This window comes from Streptomyces sp. NPDC058880 (assembly GCF_042742535.1).
Classification (GTDB): Bacteria; Actinomycetota; Actinomycetes; order Streptomycetales; family Streptomycetaceae; genus Streptomyces.
In genome coordinates, this window is the sequence record NZ_JBHYMC010000097.1 from 1 (window position 1) to 15836 (window position 15836).

The window sequence follows — 15836 nt, forward strand, 5'->3', positions numbered from 1 at the left end:
GCTCGGGCGGCCGCCGCCCGAGCCGCGCCGAGTGGGCCGAGCAGCCGCCGATCACCGCCACTCCCGTACCCCGCGTCACTCCGGGGGCGCCGCGCCGTCCCCCGTGCCGCGCAGGAAGATGACCGCCACCAGAGCCAGGCCCACCACGGCGCCGACGAGCTGCACGGCGACGAAGCCGGGCACCGAGGCCGGGGCGATGCCCGCGAACGTGTCGGTGAAGGCACGCCCGATGGTGACGGCCGGATTGGCGAAGGAGGTGGAGGAGGTGAACCAGTAGGCGGCGCCGATGTACGAGGCGACCGCGACGGGAGCGAAGCGCAGCCGGTCCGTGCGCGCCAGACCGAAGATCAGCAGGATCAGACCGGCCGTGGCGACGACCTCACCGAGCAGGAGGTTCCCGGCGGAGCGGTCCTGGGTGGACCATTTGACCAGCGGTTCCCCGAACATCGCGTCCGCGAGGATCGCGCCCGCGATGGCCCCCGCGACCTGCGAGGGCAGGTAGACGGCCAGCTCGCGGGCGTTGACGCCGGCGCCGCCACGACGGGCGGTCCACCACTCGGCCAGCGTCACGGCGGGATTGAAGTGGGCACCGGAGACCGGGCCGAGGAGTGCGATCAGGACGCCGAGCCCGAACACCGTCGCGGTGGAGTTGGCCAGCAGCTGCAGGCCCACGTCCTGGGTGAGTCGCGCGGCCTGGATGCCCGAGCCGACGACGACCGCGACGAGGGCCGCGGTGCCGACCAGCTCGGCGGCCGCGCGGGAGATCAGCGGGGTGCGGGGCGGGGTCGCTCCGGGGGCGGGCCGGGGCGGGTCGGCAGGTATCGAGGTGCCGACGGGCTGGGTCGCGGTCAAGACGGTGTCTCCTCGGACAGTTGAGGCGGGGCGCGAAAGCTACGGGCAGGACCGCTTGACGTTCGCCTCTGCGGTCGCTCGCGCGGTCCGGGCGAGGTCGGCGAACCGGCCGGCGAGGGCTTCGATGACTTCCGGGCGCAGGCGGTAGTAGATGTACCGCCCGCACGGCTCCGTCTCGACGACCCCTGCTTCCCGCAGCACCCTCATGTGGTTGGAGAGGTTGGTCTGCTTGGCGCCCGTCTCCTCCACCAGGTGGGTGGTGCAGAGCGTCTCACATGCGAGCAGGGTCACGATCCGGAGCCTGAGCGGGTCGGCCAGAACCCGGATCAGATCAGTGTCGACTGACGTCATCATGGGCTGATACTGTCACATCAGCCGAGGCTGACACCAGCTTGAACTGACCCTGCCGGCCCCTTGAACGGGCTCACGCGCCCGGCCCGGCCGACACCCGGGCCGGGGCCGCCGACGCCGTCGACACCCGGATCGCCGAGGGGTTCGACCGGCCCGCGCGCCGAGACCCCACAGCTCCGCAGTTCCGCAGTTCCGCAGCCCGACGGCTCCCCACCGCGGTCGCCTCACCCGAAGGAAGAACAGATGCCCTCCGCTCCTGCCGCCTCCGTCCTGTTCGTGTGCATCCACAACGCCGGCCGCTCCCAGATGGCGGCCGGGTTCCTGCGCCACCTCGCGGGCGACCGCGTCGAGGTCCGCTCGGCCGGCTCCATGCCCGGCGAGCAGATCAACCCCTCCGCCGTCGCCGCCATGGCCGAGCTGGGCATCGACATCTCCGACCAGAAGCCGAAGGTCCTCACCCCCGAGGCCGCCCAGGCCTCCGACTACATCATCACCATGGGCTGCGGGGACGCCTGCCCGTACTTTCCCGGCAAGACCTACCTCGACTGGCAGCTCGAGGACCCCGCCGGACAGGGAGTCGAGGCCGTACGCCCCATCCGGGACGAGATCAAGGGCCTCATCGAGGGTCTGATCAGCGAGATCGACGCCACGTCGAAGGCCTGAGGCGCCCCCGCCCGCGGCCACCGGCTCCGGGGCACCCTCCAGCGCGCGAGACGGAGCCGGCTCGGGGCCACTCGGACCCCCGTCGTGGGCCACAGGGCCCTGCTCAGGCATGCGCTCGGGTGCTGAGATGGGGACAGGGTCCCATCCGGCCTCCACGCCCCACGGGGCGAGCGGCGGCACCCGTGACCGAACGCTGTGAAGGAGCTGGTCATGCCTGCATCGCGCTACACCGTCAGCGACGTCATGACGCACACCGCCGTGGCCATCGGCCGGGAGGCGTCCTACAAGGAGATCGTCGAGCTGATGCACGAATGGAAGGTGAGTGCGGTCCCCGTCCTGGAGGGGGAGGGCCGGGTCGTCGGAGTCGTCTCGGAGGCCGACCTGCTGCCCAAGGAGGAGTTCCGCCGTGCGGAACCCCTCCTGCCGGACCAGCTCGACGAAGCCGCCAAAGCCGGCGCCGTCCTCGCCGAGGACCTGATGTCGAGCCCGGCGGTCACCGTGCACCCGGGCGCCACCACCGCCGAAGCGGCGCGCATCATGGCCCGCAAGCACGTCAAGCGCCTGCCCGTGGTGAACGACGTGGGCATGCTGGAGGGTGTCGTCAGCCGCAGCGACCTGCTGAAGGTGTTCCTGCGACCGGACGAGGAACTGGAGGAGGAGATCCGCCGGGCCGTATTGGACGAGCTCGCGCCGGGTGTACCCCTGCGCTTCTCCGTGTTGGAGGGTGTCGTCACGCTCCGGGGACCGCTCCACGACCGCGCCCTGATTCCCCTGCTGGCCCACGCCGTCCGCGCGGTCGAGGGCGTCGTCGACGTCCGCATGGAAGTCGACGGTGCGGTCTCGGCCGTCGCCTGACCGGCGCGGACACCGCCCTCGCCGGCGCTCCGGCCCGCCGTCGACCGCATGGGATCCAGGGGAAGGAGCCGGACGATGAAGGTGTCCGCATGCATGTCGGCGCCCGCCGTGTCCGTCGAGGTCGCGACGACGATCGGGGAGGCGGCCCGTCGCATGGACCTCCACGGCGTCGGCTGCCTGGTCGTGACGGAGGGAGGCGCGCTGCGCGGCATCGTCACCGACCGTGACATCGCCGTGCGCGCCGTGGCCGGAGGGCTCGACCGCGACGCCCCGGTGGGCGCGGTCATGACCACCCCGGCCGTCACCGTCGACGCCGCCCAGGACATCCACGCGGCGTACCGGGCGCTCCGCACCCGTGGCGTCCGGCGCCTGCCCGTCCTGGACGGGCATCGGGTCGTGGGCATGCTGACCGTGGACGACCTGCTCATGGACGTCTTCCGCAGGGTCGCCGACCTGCTCGGCCCGGTCGCCTGGAGCGTCCTCGAGGAACCCCCCGGCCCCCAGGACGAGATCGGCCCGCGCGGGCGCACGGGCGAAGAGGAGCGGACGGGCGAAGAGGATCCACCGGCTTCCCGTGCCCGTGCGTCCTGAGCATGCGGTGCACGGCCGTCGGCCGCGGCCCCGACGGCATCGGCGGTGACGGCGGCGGCCGGCCTCGCCGCCCGCGCGGCTACTCGGCGGGCGCCTCCGGCCGGACGATGGTGACCGGGCAGGGAGCGTGCTGTGCCACCTGCTGGCTGACCGAGCCGAGCAGGGCCCGCCGGAATCCGCCGTGGCCTCGGCTGCCCACGACCAGCATGTCGGCGCCTTCTGCCTGGTCCACCAGAACCTCGGCGGGGTTGCCGCGCACCAGGCGCTCGTGCACCTGGGTGGCGCCGCGCTCGCCGAGGACCGTCCGGACCTCCTCGACCAGACGCCGTTCGGCCTCCTCCTCGTCGAAGTCTGCGTCCACCGCGGGGGCGGACCACGAGCCGGCACCGGGCAGATCCCAGGCGGTGACCGCGTCCACTCTCCCGCCCACCAGGCCTGCGTACCGGACCGCCCAGCGCAGCGCGGCCTGGGACGAAGGCGATCCGTCGACACCCACTACGACGCGCGGAGCCTCAAGCTGGCTGTCCATCCCGACTCATCCTTTCGACGGCTGTACCTCCACAGTGTGCGAGACCAGCATGCCCCGCCACGCGAAGCGGCCGGCCACCGGCACCTGTCACCGGTTCGGGCCGCCGGGTGCGGCCCGCCCCCGGTCACGGTCGTCCGGCAGCCGGAACCACCTCTCTTCCCCGGCGGTGACGCTTGCCCGCCTGTCTCCGGGCAGGACGAGGGGCACGGGCCCCAGCCGGGACGGCGGAACCCGGATTCCGATCCGGCCGGGTCGGAAGGTGATGCGGATGTTCCGGTGCCCGAGGTAGCAGACCGGGAAGGTGGAGGCCGGCACTTCGGAGAGGGGCACCGGATCGACGTGCAGGCCGTCGGTTCCGGGATCGAGTCCGACGATGCCGCGCTCGACGAGGTCGAGCGTGCCGCCCATGGCACCGAGGTGGATCCCCTCTCCGGTGGTGCCGCCCTGGACATCGGCGATGTCACTGAGCAGGGCCTCCTGGCAGTAGCGCCACGCGCTCCCGCCCTGCTGCCGGGCGAGCACCCAACCGTGGACGAGGCTGCTGAGCGTCGAGCCGTGGCAGGTGCGCCGCAGGTAGTACGCCACCGTCCGCCGCCAGAGCTCGTCGTCCAGGCGGTAGCCGAGCCGGGCGAAGAGACGGGCGAGCTCCGAGGGCCGGAAGAGGTAGCCGAGCATGAGGGTGTCGGCCTGTTTGGACGCCTGGTAGCGGTTGGGCGTGTCCCCTTCGGCCTCCAGGATCCGGTCCAGCCGGCGGATGTCGTGGTAGCGAGCACGGTAGGCGTCCCAGTCCAGCTCGGCGAGGTCACCGTAGCCGTGGAACTGGCTGATCACGTCAGCGTGGAACGGCACGTACAAGCGGTGCGACACCTCCTCCCAGTGGTGCAGGTCGTCGACGCCGATGCCCAGGTGCGCACGGAGCTCCGCGCGTCTGGCGTTCGGGAGCTCTTCGTACAGGTCGAGGGCGCGGGCGAGCACCCATGCCGCTGCGACATTGGTGTACGCGTTGTCGTCGATGCCGGGGGCGGGGGCGTCCGGGTAGGCGTCGTGGTACTCGTCCGGACCGACGGCGCCGCGGATGCGGTACCGGCCGAAGCCGGCGTCCCACGTCGCGACGGCACCCCAGAAGTGGGCCACGTCCAGGAGGAGTTCGGCTCCGGGTCCGTGCATGAATCCGGCGTCGCCGGTGGCCCGGCCGTAGTGCCACACGTTCCAGGCGACGGCGGAGCCCACGTGGTGCTGGAGGTGGGAGTGGTCGGGCAGCCAGCGGCCGGAGTGCGGGTTGAGGTGCAGCCGCTGGGTCTCCTCCGCTCCGGAACTACCGCTCTGCCAGGGGAACATCGCTCCCCGCACACCGGCCCGGCGGGCGGATTCCCGGGCTGCGGGGAGACGCCGGTGCCGGTACATCAGCAGGGCCCGTGCGGTCTCGGGAAAATGCAGGGAGAGATAGGGCAGGACGAAGAGCTCGTCCCAGAAGACATGTCCGCGGTACGCCTCCCCGTGGAGGCCCCGGGCCGGAACGCCGGCGTCGATCTCCGCGGTGTGCGGGGAAAGCGTCTGCAGGACGTGGAAGGCGTGCAGGCGCAGGATCCGTCCCGTCTCTCCCGGGGCTTCCACTTCGCCCTGGTTCCAGAGCAGTTGCCACGAGGCCCGGTGGGCGGCCAGCAGGGCGGCGAAGTCCCGAGCGTGGACCACGTGCTCGATACTGCTGCTCAGCGGATCGCCCCAGGGGCGGTCGAGGGAGATGAAGAGTGCTGCGGTCTTCACGACCACGACGTGCTCCGCGCGCCTGATCGGCAGGACCAACGTCTGCCGGACGCCGGTGGCCGTGCAGGCACTGCGCACACCGGCCGGGGTCCGGGCCCGCAGGCGTACGGCGAGCCCGACCCTCAGGTGCGAGTCAGCGGTGGCGCAGCACAACCACGCGACGTCGTCCGCCCCCAACCCGGCCCGGTGGTCGACGAGGTGCTGTCCGGCCAGGTCGCGGTAGCGGTCGACGCCCGTGTTCGCGATGTCTCCGTCCAGCACGGCCTCGATCTCGACCCTGCCGCGCCAGCCGTACGCGGTGAGGACGGTGCGCTGCGCCGCGAGACGCGGGTCACCGGCGTGGACGAGACGGGTGTGGGTGACACCCAGGCGGCGGCCCTCGGCGTCGTGGAACAGCATGCGGCGGGTGAGCGTTCCCGATCGCATGTCGAGCGAGACGGAACAGTGGCGCAGGGTGGGGTGGTCGGGGGTGAGCCAGTCTCCCGGGGCCGCACCTTCGGGCAGGCAGCGGTAGCGCAGGGCGGTCCAGTCCGGCAGGCGGACCACGTCCTCGTTGGAGATCTTCCGTCCGGCGACCGTGGAAGTGAGCCGGTCGTAGCAGCCGGCGAGGTACGTGGCCGGGTAGTGGACGGCGTCGGCGACGGTCTCCGGGGATGAACCCCTCGTGGCGAAGCGTCCGTTGCCGAGGGTGCACAGGGACTCGACCAGCCGCTCGGCCTTCGGGTCGTAGCTGCGGTACTCCCACCGCCAGGCGGTGTTCACGGGCGACCGCCCTGGAGGACGGCGGGCAGTTCGGTCAGACCGCGCAGGACGAGGTGGGCGCCGTGTGCCAGGAGGGCCTCGCGCAGGTGCGGATCGTCCTCCCGGTCGAGTCCCACGACCAGCCGGAATCCTCCGCGGCGCGCGGCTTCCACGCCGACGAGTGCGTCCTCCACCACGGCCGCCCTCGCCGGGGCGGTACCGAGGCGGGCGGCGGCTTCCAGGAAGAGGGCGGGGGCGGGCTTTCCGGGCAGGTCCAGCGCGGCGGCGTCCTCACCGTCCACCAGTGCATCGAACGAGCTGCCGAGGTGCGCGGCTTCCAGGAGGGCGCGGGCGTGGCGGGACGCCGAGACGGCCGCGCACCGCAGCGACCTCTCGCGCAGCTGCCGGAGGGTGGGCGGGACGTCGGCGAAGGGCCTGACGTCTTCGGTCCGGAGAGCCTCGGAGAAGATCTGCTCCTTGCGGGCCGCCACGGCGTGGACGGTTCCGCAACCCGGTGGATCCTGCGGGGTCCCGGCGGGAAGCGCGATCCCGCGGGAGGCGAGGAAGGCGCGTACCCCGTCGAGGCGGGCCCTGCCGTCCACCAGCTCCCGGTAGTCGCGCAGTGCGTCGAAGGGTCGTGGTGGCCTCCCCTCGCGCCCCGACTGCCATGCGGCGAGGCAGCCGTCGAAGGCCTCCTTCCAGGCGGCCGCGTGACGGGTTTCGGTGGCGAGAAGCACTCCGTCGGTGTCGAAGACGACCGCTTCCGGACCGTTCATGACGCGCGCGTCACGCGACGGCCGGCGGGCCGGACCGTCCGCGGGACCGTGACGCGTCCGTGGGGGGCCTGGCCACCGGGTCCGGGAGCTTCTGGCGGCGGGTCTGTCGGGGGCCGCGGAAGACGAGTCCTTGCATGGCGGTCCTCTCATGGTGGGCGCCTCTGACTGCTACGGGGGTGCGGTAGACGTCGGGCTGCGCATCCGCGGCTCCTCCGCGCTTGGGCCGGTCGGCCCCCGCCGGGGGGACCGGTCGGGTCTGGCCCGCGGGCCCGGTGACTGCGACGGTGGGATCGGACACCGTCCCCGAAAGGAGGGCCCATGTCCGGGTCGACCCCGCCTTCCGTCGGCCGCCCGGCCCTGCCGGACGTCCCCGGCAGCCTCCGGACGGTCACCGTCGTCGGCTGCGGGCTCTTCCAGGGTGGCGCGGACCCGCGCCGCCGCAACCGGAACCTGCCGCGCCCCGTCCGTCACGGCTTCCGCGGCCCGATCCCGCCCGGCGCCCCCGCGGCCCGGCCCCGCCCGGCGCCGGGCGCCCGGCGAGAGCGTGCCCCTCGACGGCGCACACCGCCGGCAGCGGAACCCCGCTCGCCCACGCACCCGAGGACCACACCATGACCTCCACCCCGTACACCGTCGCCGACGTGATGACCACCCAGGTCGTCGCCGTCACGCCCGACACCGGATTCAAGGACATCGCCGCCGCGATGAAGCGGTGGAAGGTGACCGCGCTCCCCGTCGTCGAGGGCGAGGGCCGTGTCGTCGGAGTGGTCTCCGAGGCCGATCTCCTGCCCAAGGAGCAGTTCCACGAGCACGGCCCGGGCATGATCGACCGGATGCGGCGCCTCGGTCACGACGCCAAGGCCGGATCCACCCACGCCGAGGACCTCATGACCAGCCCCGCCGTCACGATCCGACCCGACGCCGTCCTGCCCCGGGCCGCTCGCCTGATGGCCGACCGCCGCATCAAGCGCCTCCCGGTGGTCGACGCGGACGGCACCCTCAGGGGCATCGTCAGCCGCGCCGACCTTCTCAAGGTCTTCCTCCGCACGGACGAAGAGCTCACCGAGGAGATCCGCCGCAGCGTCATAGAGCGCCTCTTCCCGGTCTCCCACGACAGGGTCACGGTCACCGTCGCGCGGGGGACCGCCACCCTGACCGGCAGCGTGCGCGACCCGCACCTGATTCCCATGGCCGAACGACTCGCCCGGTCCGTCGAGGGCGTCGTCGACGTCCGCTGCCGGCTGGAGGCGCGCGGCGCGGCGTGAGCTCGGTCCTCCCGTCCGGCCGGGCGGGTGCCAGGCGTCGGGGCTTCGGCGACAGGGGGCGGAGAGGAGGTACGCGATGACCGCCGCAGGGGACGTGGCGCGACCGGGTGCCGGGAGCGTGCAGCAGGGCGAAGCCCGCGGGGACGCCGCAGGGCCGCCCGTCGTCACCTTGACGATGAATCCCGCGGTCGATCTCTGCTGGGAGGTCGACCACCTGGAGGAGATCGGAAAGAACCGCGCGCGGGTCAGGTCCGTGGCCGTCGGCGGCGGAGGGATCAACGTCGCACGTCACGTCGTCCGCTTCGGAGGACGGGCCACCGCCGTCCACACCGCGGGAGGCGAGGTCGGCCTGCGCCTCAACCGGCTGCTGGAGGAAGAGGGCATCGACCACGTGTGCGTCGACATCGAGGACGACACCCGCGAAGCACTCGTACTCTTCGATGCCGCGTCGCGTCGCAGCTACCACGTCGTGCCTCCCGGCCCACGACTGCACGCACGGGAGGGACAGCGGGGCCTGGAGGTGCTGGCGCAGGCTGCCGCCGGCAGCCCGTACGTCGTGGCCAGTGGAAGCCTGCCGGGCGGCCTGTCCGACGACTACTACGCGGCCGTCGCCCGCCAGGTCAGGGAAGCCGGGTCGCGACTGGTGCTGGACACCTCCGGTCCTGCTCTTCGGGCAGCGCTCACGGAGGGCGTGTTCCTGTTCAGGTGCAACCGGACGGAGGCCGCCGGGCTCACCGGCCGGGCCGTCAACGGCTTCGACGACGCCCGAGCCCTCAACGAGCACCTGCTCGAATCGGGGGCCGCCGAGATCGCCGTCACCACGCTCGGAGAGCTGGGCGCCCTGTGCTCGACCCACCTCGGCCACACCGAGCTCCACGCACCGCCGCTGCCCGGCGAACCCCTGAGCGATGCGGGGGCGGGAGACAGCATGGTCGCCGCTCTCACCACGGAGCTGGTCGCCGGAGCGGACCCCGTCAGCGCCTGCGCCCTGGGCGTGGCCACGGCCGCCGCAGCGATGCTCACCCCCAGCACCGAACCCTTCGACGTGGACGTGGCGCTGGCGCTCCGCTCGCAGGTGAGGACCGCCGGTGCCTGAGGGGCCCCACCGTACCCCGCCCCGGCACGGACTCCGCCTTCGCCCGTCCCGGGACCGGTGGAGGACGGCGGGCAGGCCCTTCGCCCGGACCACGTGCGTCCCGCCGGCGGCGCCGTCAGCCCCATCGGCGCGGAGGCACCTCGTCCAGGCGGACGAACGGAATCTGCCGGCCCGCTGCCCGGAACGACTCCGGGTCGTGCGTGGGCTCGCCCAGGGCGAGCCAGCGGCACAGGACCCGTGCGGCGCGCGGGTGCCGTGCGGAATAGTCGGCCATGACCTCGCCGCCTTCGTCCGCCGTGAGGAAGTGCGCGCTGACCGGATAGACCTTCCGACCGACCTGGATGGTCACCTTCGGAACGTGCCGCAGGTTCCGGTACCACTGGGCCTGGGCCCCGAATCCCGAGGCGACGGTCCAGCTCCCCCGGGCCGGATCGTGAGCCACCACCTCCAGACAGACCTCGCGGGGCTGCCCGGACACGCGCCCGATGTGCCGGAGGAGGAGCATCCGCCTGCCGAGGAGCGCGCCGAGGCCGATGCGGTACAGGCCGATCGGCAGCCGGGCGACTGCTCTGCGCCAGCCCGTGGGCGCTTGCGGGCGCTGTCGTGGGCTCACCGTGCCGCCCCCGGCTCCCGCGTCATGGCGCAGCCGCTGCCGACAAGTACGTAACAGTCGCATCGCGGGGTGATTTGCTGGATAAACTTTTGCATAGTCTAAACGTGACACGCGGCGGGCCCTCCGATCAACAGCCGCTTCCGTGTCGATGGACAGGAATGGGCGCTGCTGTCCGCACGCCGACGAGGACCCGGGAGTACGACGTGGATCTCCATCGCTCCGGGAGCGTCCCCGGCAAGCGCGCGCTGCTCGCGATCCCCTATGCGGTGATGGCCATCGTCGCGGTGGCGGACGTCACCGCGGGACCGGGAGTGGGACTGCTGCCCCTGGTCTCGCTCGGGCCGGCCTTCGCCGGCCTCGCGGGCAGTTGGCGCCGTACGGCCGCCATCGGCGCGGCGGCGATGGCCCTGTGCTGCGCTCTGGGTCTCTACGACGGCCTCTTCCAGAACCGCCGCGGCTACACCGCCTTGACCGCGGTCGCCGGGGTGACCGTCGCCGGCATCGCCGCGGCCCTGGTCCGCGGACGTCAGGAGCGCGAGCTCGCAAGCGTCCGCACCATTGCGGAGGCGGCTCAGCGGGTACTGCTGCGGCCGGTGCCGCGCAGCGCCGGGCACCTGCGCGCGGCGGTCTCCTACACCTCCGCCGTCGCGGAGGCCCGGATCGGCGGGGATCTGTACGAGGTCGTTCCGGTGCCCGGGGGTGGCGTCCGTGTGATCATCGGCGACGTCCAGGGCAAGGGGTTGGAGGCGGTCGAGACGGCGGCGACCGTGCTCGGCGCATTCCGTGAAGCCGCGCACGACGAGCCGCACCTGACCGGTGTCGGCGCCCGGGTGGACCGGGCGGTTCTGCGCACCCTGGGAAGCGACGGTTACGGAGAGAAGTTCGTCACGGCGCTGCTCGCGGAGATAACGGAAGCCGGCGGGGTCGTCTTCCTCAACTACGGTCACGCGCCGGCCATGCTCCTGCGGCCGTCGCGCCCCCCGGCCTTCCCCGAACCCCCTCAGCCCGCTCCGCCGCTCGGCCTGGCCTGGAGTGCCGCGGACGGCCCCCAGCCCTACAGCATCGACTTCGGCCCTGGAGACCAACTGCTCCTCTACACGGACGGCGTCTCGGAGGCCCGCGACACCGATGGCGTCTTCTATCCCTTGGGGGAGCGGAGTGGGCTGCTGTCGGACCCGGATCCCCAGCAGGCTCTCGACGCGCTGCGCGAGGATGTCGTGGCCTACGCCGGCGGGCCCCTGCACGACGACGCGGCCATGCTGTTGCTGCGGTGCCGGCAGGACGCGGGCGTCGGACCGGTGGGCCGGTCGGACGAGGCACCGGCGCCGGCCTGACCGTAAGGGCCGGTGCGGCGCTGCCGGCCGCCCCGGGTGCGCACGGCGTCCGTCCCGACGGGCGCGAGGCTTCGGCGTAGCGGCCCCTGGGGGCCGTCACCGCTTCCTAGGCCGACTTCCCATCCCTGCGGCCGGATGTGTCGCTCCATCCGAGAGGGAAAAGCGGCCTGTCCCCTTTGGACACGGACGGCTCTCCCCCGGCGGCGTTGAACGCGGTGAGCGCGCTGACCAGTGCGGTGCGCTGACCGGGGTCGATACGCGCGGCGATGGCCGCGATCTCCTCCCTGCGCCGGGCCGTGACCTCTTCCACGAGCCGCAGTCCGGCCGGTGTCGCCGTCAGTATCGTCTCGCGGCGGTTCTCGGGATTGGGCCGCCGGTCCGCCAGTCCCGCCGTGATGAGCCGATCGACCATGCGCATCGCCGTCGAGGGATTCACGCCCAGGGCGTCCGCGAGCACCACCAGCTTCGCCGCCCCGCGCGTGGCCAGCACCACCAGCATCCGGAACTGCGCGAGCGTGACCTTGTCCTCGGCGGCCGCCAGTGAGCGGGCGGAAACCGCCACGAGGAGCCGCGAGGCCGTCAGCAACGCCCGGGTCACGTCGTCCACGTCATCGGTGTCATCCACGCCGAACGGAGAAGCTTCGGCGCGCGGGAGATCGGTCATACCCCTTTCTACCGCCTGCGCCCCCCGGCGCGCTGAACGGGCCCACTCCCGCTCGGCGGGCCGGCCTGCGGAGCACCCTGCCCGCTTCGGCGGGGCCGTCGCTCACCGCCGCCCCGGCTTCCGGATCGGGGAGGACGGCGGTCTCGATCGTGCCCCTCCGTCCCCGGGCGCACCAGCAGTACCGAAGGGCGTCTATATCCGCCCAGCAGCCGACGAAACCCCCGGGCACCCGGCGAAGCCATAACGTTCAAGTGGCAAATTTGGCACAGAGCAAAGACGTTGCACGCTCGTTATAAATCAAGGGTAGTGGGGCAAATATCCGACTTTTTCCTACCCAAAGGCTCGCACTGTTCACCCTCAGCAGCTCCAGAAGCGCCTCGCCTTCTATCACGAACAGGTGCATCTTCGTAACCCTCTAGGGCCATGCGATCTAGTCCGGTCATGGGTAACTTCGGCCCGCATGACCGCCCATGCAGAACTGGCCTCATACCGAAAGCCCCTCACATCCGCTTCTGTCAGCTCCACCGTGCACATCGACCGCCCCCGCCCGAGCGACGGCACCGCCCTGTGGCGCCTCGCCCGCGACTCCAGGACCCTGGACCTCAACTCGTCCTACAGCTACCTCCTCTGGTGCCGTGACTTCGCCGGCACGTCCGCGATCGCCCGCGATCGGGCCGGCCGGGCCGTCGGGTTCGTCAGCGGCTACCTGCGGCCGGACCGCCCCGGGACCCTGTTCATCTGGCAGACCGCCGTCGACGAATCCGTCCGCGGGCTGGGGATCGCCGGGGCCATGCTCGACAGCCTCTCCGCCCGGGTCGCCGCGGAACACGGACTGAGCTTCCTGGAGACCACCATCACCCCCGGTAACCACTCGTCGGAAAGGCTCTTCGCCTCGTACGCCGAGCGTCACGGCGCGGCCCTGGAGCGCGAGGTGCTGTTCCCGGCCGACGCCTTCCCCGGGGGCGGGCACCAGCCCGAGGTGCTCCACCGCATCGGGCAGCTCCACTTCTGACCCGGTCGCCCGCCGCCCGTACGCCGAACACCGAACACTGACTGGAGATCCACCTTGACCATGACCGAGCCGGTACTGTCCGTCTTCGAGACCGTGGAGTCCGAGGTGCGCAGCTACTGCCGCGCCTGGCCCGTCGTCTTCGAGCGCGCCAAGGGCAGCCGGCTGTACGACGAACACGGCCGCAGCTACCTGGACTTCTTCGCCGGCGCCGGGTCCCTGAACTACGGCCACAACAACCCGGTCCTGAAGCGGGCCCTGCTCGACTACCTGGAGCACGACGGCATCACGCACGGGCTCGACATGTCGACCACGGCCAAGAGGACCTTCCTGGAGACGTTCCGCTCCCGCGTCCTCGAACCCCGCGCACTTCCCTACAAGGTGATGTTCCCGGGGCCCACCGGAACCAACGCCGTCGAAGCGGCACTCAAACTGGCCCGGAAGGCCAAGGGTCGCGAGTCGGTGGTCTCCTTCACCAACGCCTTCCACGGCATGTCACTCGGTTCCCTCGCCGTCACCGGCAACGCCTTCAAGCGGGCCGGGGCCGGCATCCCCCTGGTCCACGGCACGCCGATGCCCTTCGACAACTACCTCGGCGGCAGGACCCCCGACTTCCTCTGGTTCGAGCGCCTCCTGGAGGACCAGGGCTCCGGCCTCAACCAGCCGGCGGCCGTCATCGTCGAGACGATCCAAGGCGAGGGAGGGATCAACGTCGCCCGCGCGGAGTGGCTCCGCGCCCTCGCGGAACTGTGCCGACGCCGCGACATGCTGCTCATCGTCGACGACATCCAGATGGGCTGCGGCCGCACGGGCGGGTTCTTCTCCTTCGAGGAAGCGGGCATCACGCCCGACATCGTCACCCTGTCCAAGTCCATCAGCGGCTACGGACTGCCCATGTCCCTCTGCCTGTTCAAGCCCGAGCTGGACCTGTGGGAGCCGGGCGAGCACAACGGGACATTCCGCGGCAACAACCCGGCCTTCGTCACCGCGGCCGCCGCTCTGGAGGCCTACTGGAGCGACGGGTCCCTGCGCGAGCGCACCCTCGTCCACGGCGGGCGCGTCGAGAGCGCCCTGCGGGAGCTGTGCGCGGAACACGGCCGGCTGGGTGCGACGTACCGGGGTCGCGGACTGGCCTGGGGCATCGAGTTCACCCAGCGGGAACGCGCGGCGGCGGTCTGCCGCAAGGCCTTCGAGCACGGCCTGCTGGTCGAGACCTCCGGTCCCGAGGACGAGGTCGTGAAACTGCTCCCGCCGCTCACCATCACCGACGAGGAACTCGACGAGGGCCTGGCGATCATCGCCCGCGCCGTCCGTGAAACCGCCTGACCGCACGGCACCGACACCGCGAAGGACAGCACCATGATCGTCCGATCGTTCAAGGACATCGAGGGAACCGACCGTCACGTCAGGGCGGCCTCCGGTACCTGGGAGAGCAAGCGCATCGTCCTGGCCCGGGAACGCGTCGGCTTCTCCCTCCACGAGACCGTCCTGTACGCCGGCACCGAGACGTCCATGTGGTACGCGAACCACGTGGAGGCCGTGGTCTGCACGGCCGGAGAGGCCGAGCTCACGGACGAGGAGACCGGAATCACCTACACGATCACGCCGGGAACCATGTACCTGCTCGACGGCCACGAGCGGCACACCCTGCGCGTCCGCCAGGAGTTCCGCTGCCTGTGCGTCTTCAACCCGCCCGTGACCGGTCGCGAGGACCACGACGAGAACGGCGTCTACCCGCTGCTCACCGAACCCGACCACCACTGAACGCGCAGAAAGGAGAGACAGGTACCACCATGAACCACGCCACCACGCGAACCGTGCGCGACCTGTATCCGACCCGCGGCTCCGAGGAAGTACTGATCGGTCGCAAGGACCCGGTCGTCTGGTCCGAGCCCGGCACTCCGGGCCCGATGTGGGCCCACGAGCTGGAGAGCTACGAGCGCGACGGCTTCCTGGCCGTGGACCAGCTGATCACGCCCGAGGAGGTGGACGTCTACCGGACCGAGATGGACCGGCTGCTCCGTGACCCCTCGACGCTGGCCGACGACCGGTCCATCGTGGAGCCCAAGTCCCGGGAGGTGCGCTCCGTCTTCGAGGTCCACCGGATCAGCGAGGTGTTCGCGGGCCTCGCCGCGGATCCGCGCGTCGTCGGCCGCGCACGTCAGATCCTGGGCTCCGACGTGTACGTGCACCAGTCCCGGATCAACGTCAAGCCCGGTTTCGGCGCCAGCGGCTTCTACTGGCACTCCGACTTCGAGACCTGGCACGCCGAGGACGGCCTGCCGAACATGCGCACCGTGTCCGTGTCCATCGCCCTGACGCAGAACCACACCACCAACGGCGGGCTGATGATCATGCCGGGATCGCATCGGAGCTTCCTCGGCTGCGCCGGTGCGACGCCCGAGGACAACTACAAGAAGTCCCTCCAGATGCAGGACGCCGGCACCCCGTCGGACGCGGCACTGACCAAGTTCGCCTCCGCGTGCGGGATCACGCTCTTCACCGGCGCGGCGGGCTCCGCCACCTGGTTCGACTGCAACGCGATGCACGGTTCGGGCGACAACATCACGCCCTACCCGCGCAGCAACGTGTTCCTCGTCTTCAACAGCGTGGAGAACCGTCCGGTGAAGCCGTTCGCCGCCCCGGTGCGCCGCCCCGCCTACATCGCCTCACGGGACTTCACCCCCGTCGGCTGACACCTCCGACCCGCCCGCCGGCCGCCCCCGCCCGGCC

The 15836-nt window shown here is 71.8% G+C and carries 17 protein-coding genes; 10 read left to right on the forward strand and 7 right to left on the reverse strand.

What is annotated here, in order from left to right:
* Nucleotides 1–75: 75 nt before the first annotated feature.
* Nucleotides 76–852 carry an aquaporin gene (locus ACFW2G_RS31535; protein ID WP_037916901.1) on the reverse strand — a complete coding sequence of 259 codons (777 nt, stop codon included), beginning with the start codon at nt 850–852 and terminating at the stop codon, nt 76–78.
* A gap of 39 nt (nt 853–891) precedes the next feature.
* Nucleotides 892–1206, reverse strand: coding sequence for an ArsR/SmtB family transcription factor (locus ACFW2G_RS31540; protein WP_384585338.1), 315 nt, complete (start codon nt 1204–1206; stop codon nt 892–894).
* A 240-nt stretch (nt 1207–1446) separates the two neighbouring features.
* Here ACFW2G_RS31540 and ACFW2G_RS31545 point away from each other — a divergent pair, with 240 nt between their 5' ends.
* The 3 genes from ACFW2G_RS31545 to ACFW2G_RS31555 all read left to right on the forward strand — a co-directional run bounded on the left by ACFW2G_RS31545 (nt 1447) and on the right by ACFW2G_RS31555 (nt 3312).
* Entirely contained in the window at nt 1447–1866 is a 420-nt protein-coding gene (locus ACFW2G_RS31545) for an arsenate reductase ArsC (RefSeq protein ID WP_384455944.1), read from the forward strand.
* 210 nt (nt 1867–2076) lie between these two features.
* Nucleotides 2077–2721 (forward strand): CBS domain-containing protein, encoded by a 645-nt coding sequence (locus ACFW2G_RS31550; RefSeq protein WP_037916892.1) that lies wholly within the window; start codon nt 2077–2079, stop codon nt 2719–2721.
* Nucleotides 2722–2796: 75 nt separating this feature from the next.
* Nucleotides 2797–3312, forward strand: a complete 516-nt coding sequence (locus ACFW2G_RS31555; RefSeq protein WP_078556032.1) for a CBS domain-containing protein — start codon at nt 2797–2799, stop codon at nt 3310–3312.
* Nucleotides 3313–3391: 79 nt separating this feature from the next.
* Here ACFW2G_RS31555 and ACFW2G_RS31560 read toward each other — a convergent pair whose 3' ends face one another.
* The 3 genes from ACFW2G_RS31560 to ACFW2G_RS31570 form a co-directional block, all read right to left on the reverse strand.
* Nucleotides 3392–3841, reverse strand: a complete 450-nt coding sequence (locus ACFW2G_RS31560) for a universal stress protein (protein WP_384455938.1) — start codon at nt 3839–3841, stop codon at nt 3392–3394.
* A gap of 87 nt (nt 3842–3928) precedes the next feature.
* Complete coding sequence (locus tag ACFW2G_RS31565) at nt 3929–6367, reverse strand: glycoside hydrolase family 65 protein (protein ID WP_384585341.1); 2439 nt, start codon at nt 6365–6367, stop codon at nt 3929–3931.
* On the reverse strand, nt 6364–7122 hold the full coding sequence (locus ACFW2G_RS31570) for an HAD family hydrolase (RefSeq protein WP_384455932.1): 759 nt from the start codon (nt 7120–7122) through the stop codon (nt 6364–6366). The genes ACFW2G_RS31565 and ACFW2G_RS31570 overlap by 4 nt, the downstream gene beginning before the upstream one ends.
* Nucleotides 7123–7733: 611 nt before the next feature.
* Between ACFW2G_RS31570 and ACFW2G_RS31575 the strand changes: the two genes are divergently transcribed.
* Entirely contained in the window at nt 7734–8387 is a 654-nt protein-coding gene (locus tag ACFW2G_RS31575) for a CBS domain-containing protein (RefSeq protein ID WP_037916879.1), read from the forward strand.
* Between the two features lie 76 nt (nt 8388–8463).
* The gene (locus ACFW2G_RS31580; RefSeq protein ID WP_384455925.1) at nt 8464–9483 is read left to right on the forward strand and encodes a 1-phosphofructokinase family hexose kinase; all 1020 of its coding nucleotides are present in this window, start codon (nt 8464–8466) and stop codon (nt 9481–9483) included.
* Nucleotides 9484–9598: 115 nt separating this feature from the next.
* Here the strand turns inward: ACFW2G_RS31580 and ACFW2G_RS31585 are convergent, their stop codons facing one another.
* Nucleotides 9599–10096, reverse strand: coding sequence for a nitroreductase family deazaflavin-dependent oxidoreductase (locus tag ACFW2G_RS31585; protein WP_384455922.1), 498 nt, complete (start codon nt 10094–10096; stop codon nt 9599–9601).
* A 269-nt stretch (nt 10097–10365) separates the two neighbouring features.
* On the opposite strand from ACFW2G_RS31585, the gene ACFW2G_RS31590 reads away from it, so the two are divergent.
* On the forward strand, nt 10366–11430 hold the full coding sequence (locus ACFW2G_RS31590; RefSeq protein ID WP_052030227.1) for a PP2C family protein-serine/threonine phosphatase: 1065 nt from the start codon (nt 10366–10368) through the stop codon (nt 11428–11430).
* A 106-nt stretch (nt 11431–11536) separates the two neighbouring features.
* Here ACFW2G_RS31590 and ACFW2G_RS31595 read toward each other — a convergent pair whose 3' ends face one another.
* Nucleotides 11537–12094, reverse strand: coding sequence for a MarR family winged helix-turn-helix transcriptional regulator (locus ACFW2G_RS31595; RefSeq protein ID WP_384455919.1), 558 nt, complete (start codon nt 12092–12094; stop codon nt 11537–11539).
* Nucleotides 12095–12554: 460 nt separating this feature from the next.
* On the opposite strand from ACFW2G_RS31595, the gene ectA reads away from it, so the two are divergent.
* Genes ectA through thpD form a run of 4 tightly spaced genes read left to right on the forward strand, consistent with a single transcriptional unit; the run spans nt 12555 to nt 15799 of the window.
* Nucleotides 12555–13106, forward strand: a complete 552-nt coding sequence (gene ectA, locus ACFW2G_RS31600; protein ID WP_052030105.1) for a diaminobutyrate acetyltransferase — start codon at nt 12555–12557, stop codon at nt 13104–13106.
* A gap of 54 nt (nt 13107–13160) precedes the next feature.
* Entirely contained in the window at nt 13161–14429 is a 1269-nt protein-coding gene (gene ectB, locus ACFW2G_RS31605; protein ID WP_037916866.1) for a diaminobutyrate--2-oxoglutarate transaminase, read from the forward strand.
* Nucleotides 14430–14462: 33 nt separating this feature from the next.
* Entirely contained in the window at nt 14463–14867 is a 405-nt protein-coding gene (locus ACFW2G_RS31610) for an ectoine synthase (protein WP_037916864.1), read from the forward strand.
* A 29-nt stretch (nt 14868–14896) separates the two neighbouring features.
* Nucleotides 14897–15799: an ectoine hydroxylase gene (thpD, locus tag ACFW2G_RS31615; RefSeq protein WP_037916860.1), complete on the forward strand. Its 903-nt coding sequence runs from the start codon at nt 14897–14899 to the stop codon at nt 15797–15799.
* Nucleotides 15800–15836 lie beyond the last annotated feature (37 nt).

What these genes read in the sequence shown, in the direction of transcription:
- ACFW2G_RS31540 (WP_384585338.1), bottom strand. Translation starts at nt 1,206, where the DNA reads ATGATGACGTCAGTCGACACTGATCTGATCCGGGTTCTGGCCGACCCG.
- ACFW2G_RS31545 (WP_384455944.1), top strand. Translation starts at nt 1,447, where the DNA reads ATGCCCTCCGCTCCTGCCGCCTCCGTCCTGTTCGTGTGCATCCACAAC.
- ACFW2G_RS31550 (WP_037916892.1), top strand. Translation starts at nt 2,077, where the DNA reads ATGCCTGCATCGCGCTACACCGTCAGCGACGTCATGACGCACACCGCC.
- ACFW2G_RS31555 (WP_078556032.1), top strand. Translation starts at nt 2,797, where the DNA reads ATGAAGGTGTCCGCATGCATGTCGGCGCCCGCCGTGTCCGTCGAGGTC.
- ACFW2G_RS31560 (WP_384455938.1), bottom strand. Translation starts at nt 3,841, where the DNA reads ATGGACAGCCAGCTTGAGGCTCCGCGCGTCGTAGTGGGTGTCGACGGA.
- ACFW2G_RS31570 (WP_384455932.1), bottom strand. Translation starts at nt 7,122, where the DNA reads ATGAACGGTCCGGAAGCGGTCGTCTTCGACACCGACGGAGTGCTTCTC.
- ACFW2G_RS31575 (WP_037916879.1), top strand. Translation starts at nt 7,734, where the DNA reads ATGACCTCCACCCCGTACACCGTCGCCGACGTGATGACCACCCAGGTC.
- ACFW2G_RS31580 (WP_384455925.1), top strand. Translation starts at nt 8,464, where the DNA reads ATGACCGCCGCAGGGGACGTGGCGCGACCGGGTGCCGGGAGCGTGCAG.
- ACFW2G_RS31590 (WP_052030227.1), top strand. Translation starts at nt 10,366, where the DNA reads ATGGCCATCGTCGCGGTGGCGGACGTCACCGCGGGACCGGGAGTGGGA.
- ACFW2G_RS31595 (WP_384455919.1), bottom strand. Translation starts at nt 12,094, where the DNA reads ATGACCGATCTCCCGCGCGCCGAAGCTTCTCCGTTCGGCGTGGATGAC.
- ectA (WP_052030105.1), top strand. Translation starts at nt 12,555, where the DNA reads ATGACCGCCCATGCAGAACTGGCCTCATACCGAAAGCCCCTCACATCC.
- ACFW2G_RS31610 (WP_037916864.1), top strand. Translation starts at nt 14,463, where the DNA reads ATGATCGTCCGATCGTTCAAGGACATCGAGGGAACCGACCGTCACGTC.
- thpD (WP_037916860.1), top strand. Translation starts at nt 14,897, where the DNA reads ATGAACCACGCCACCACGCGAACCGTGCGCGACCTGTATCCGACCCGC.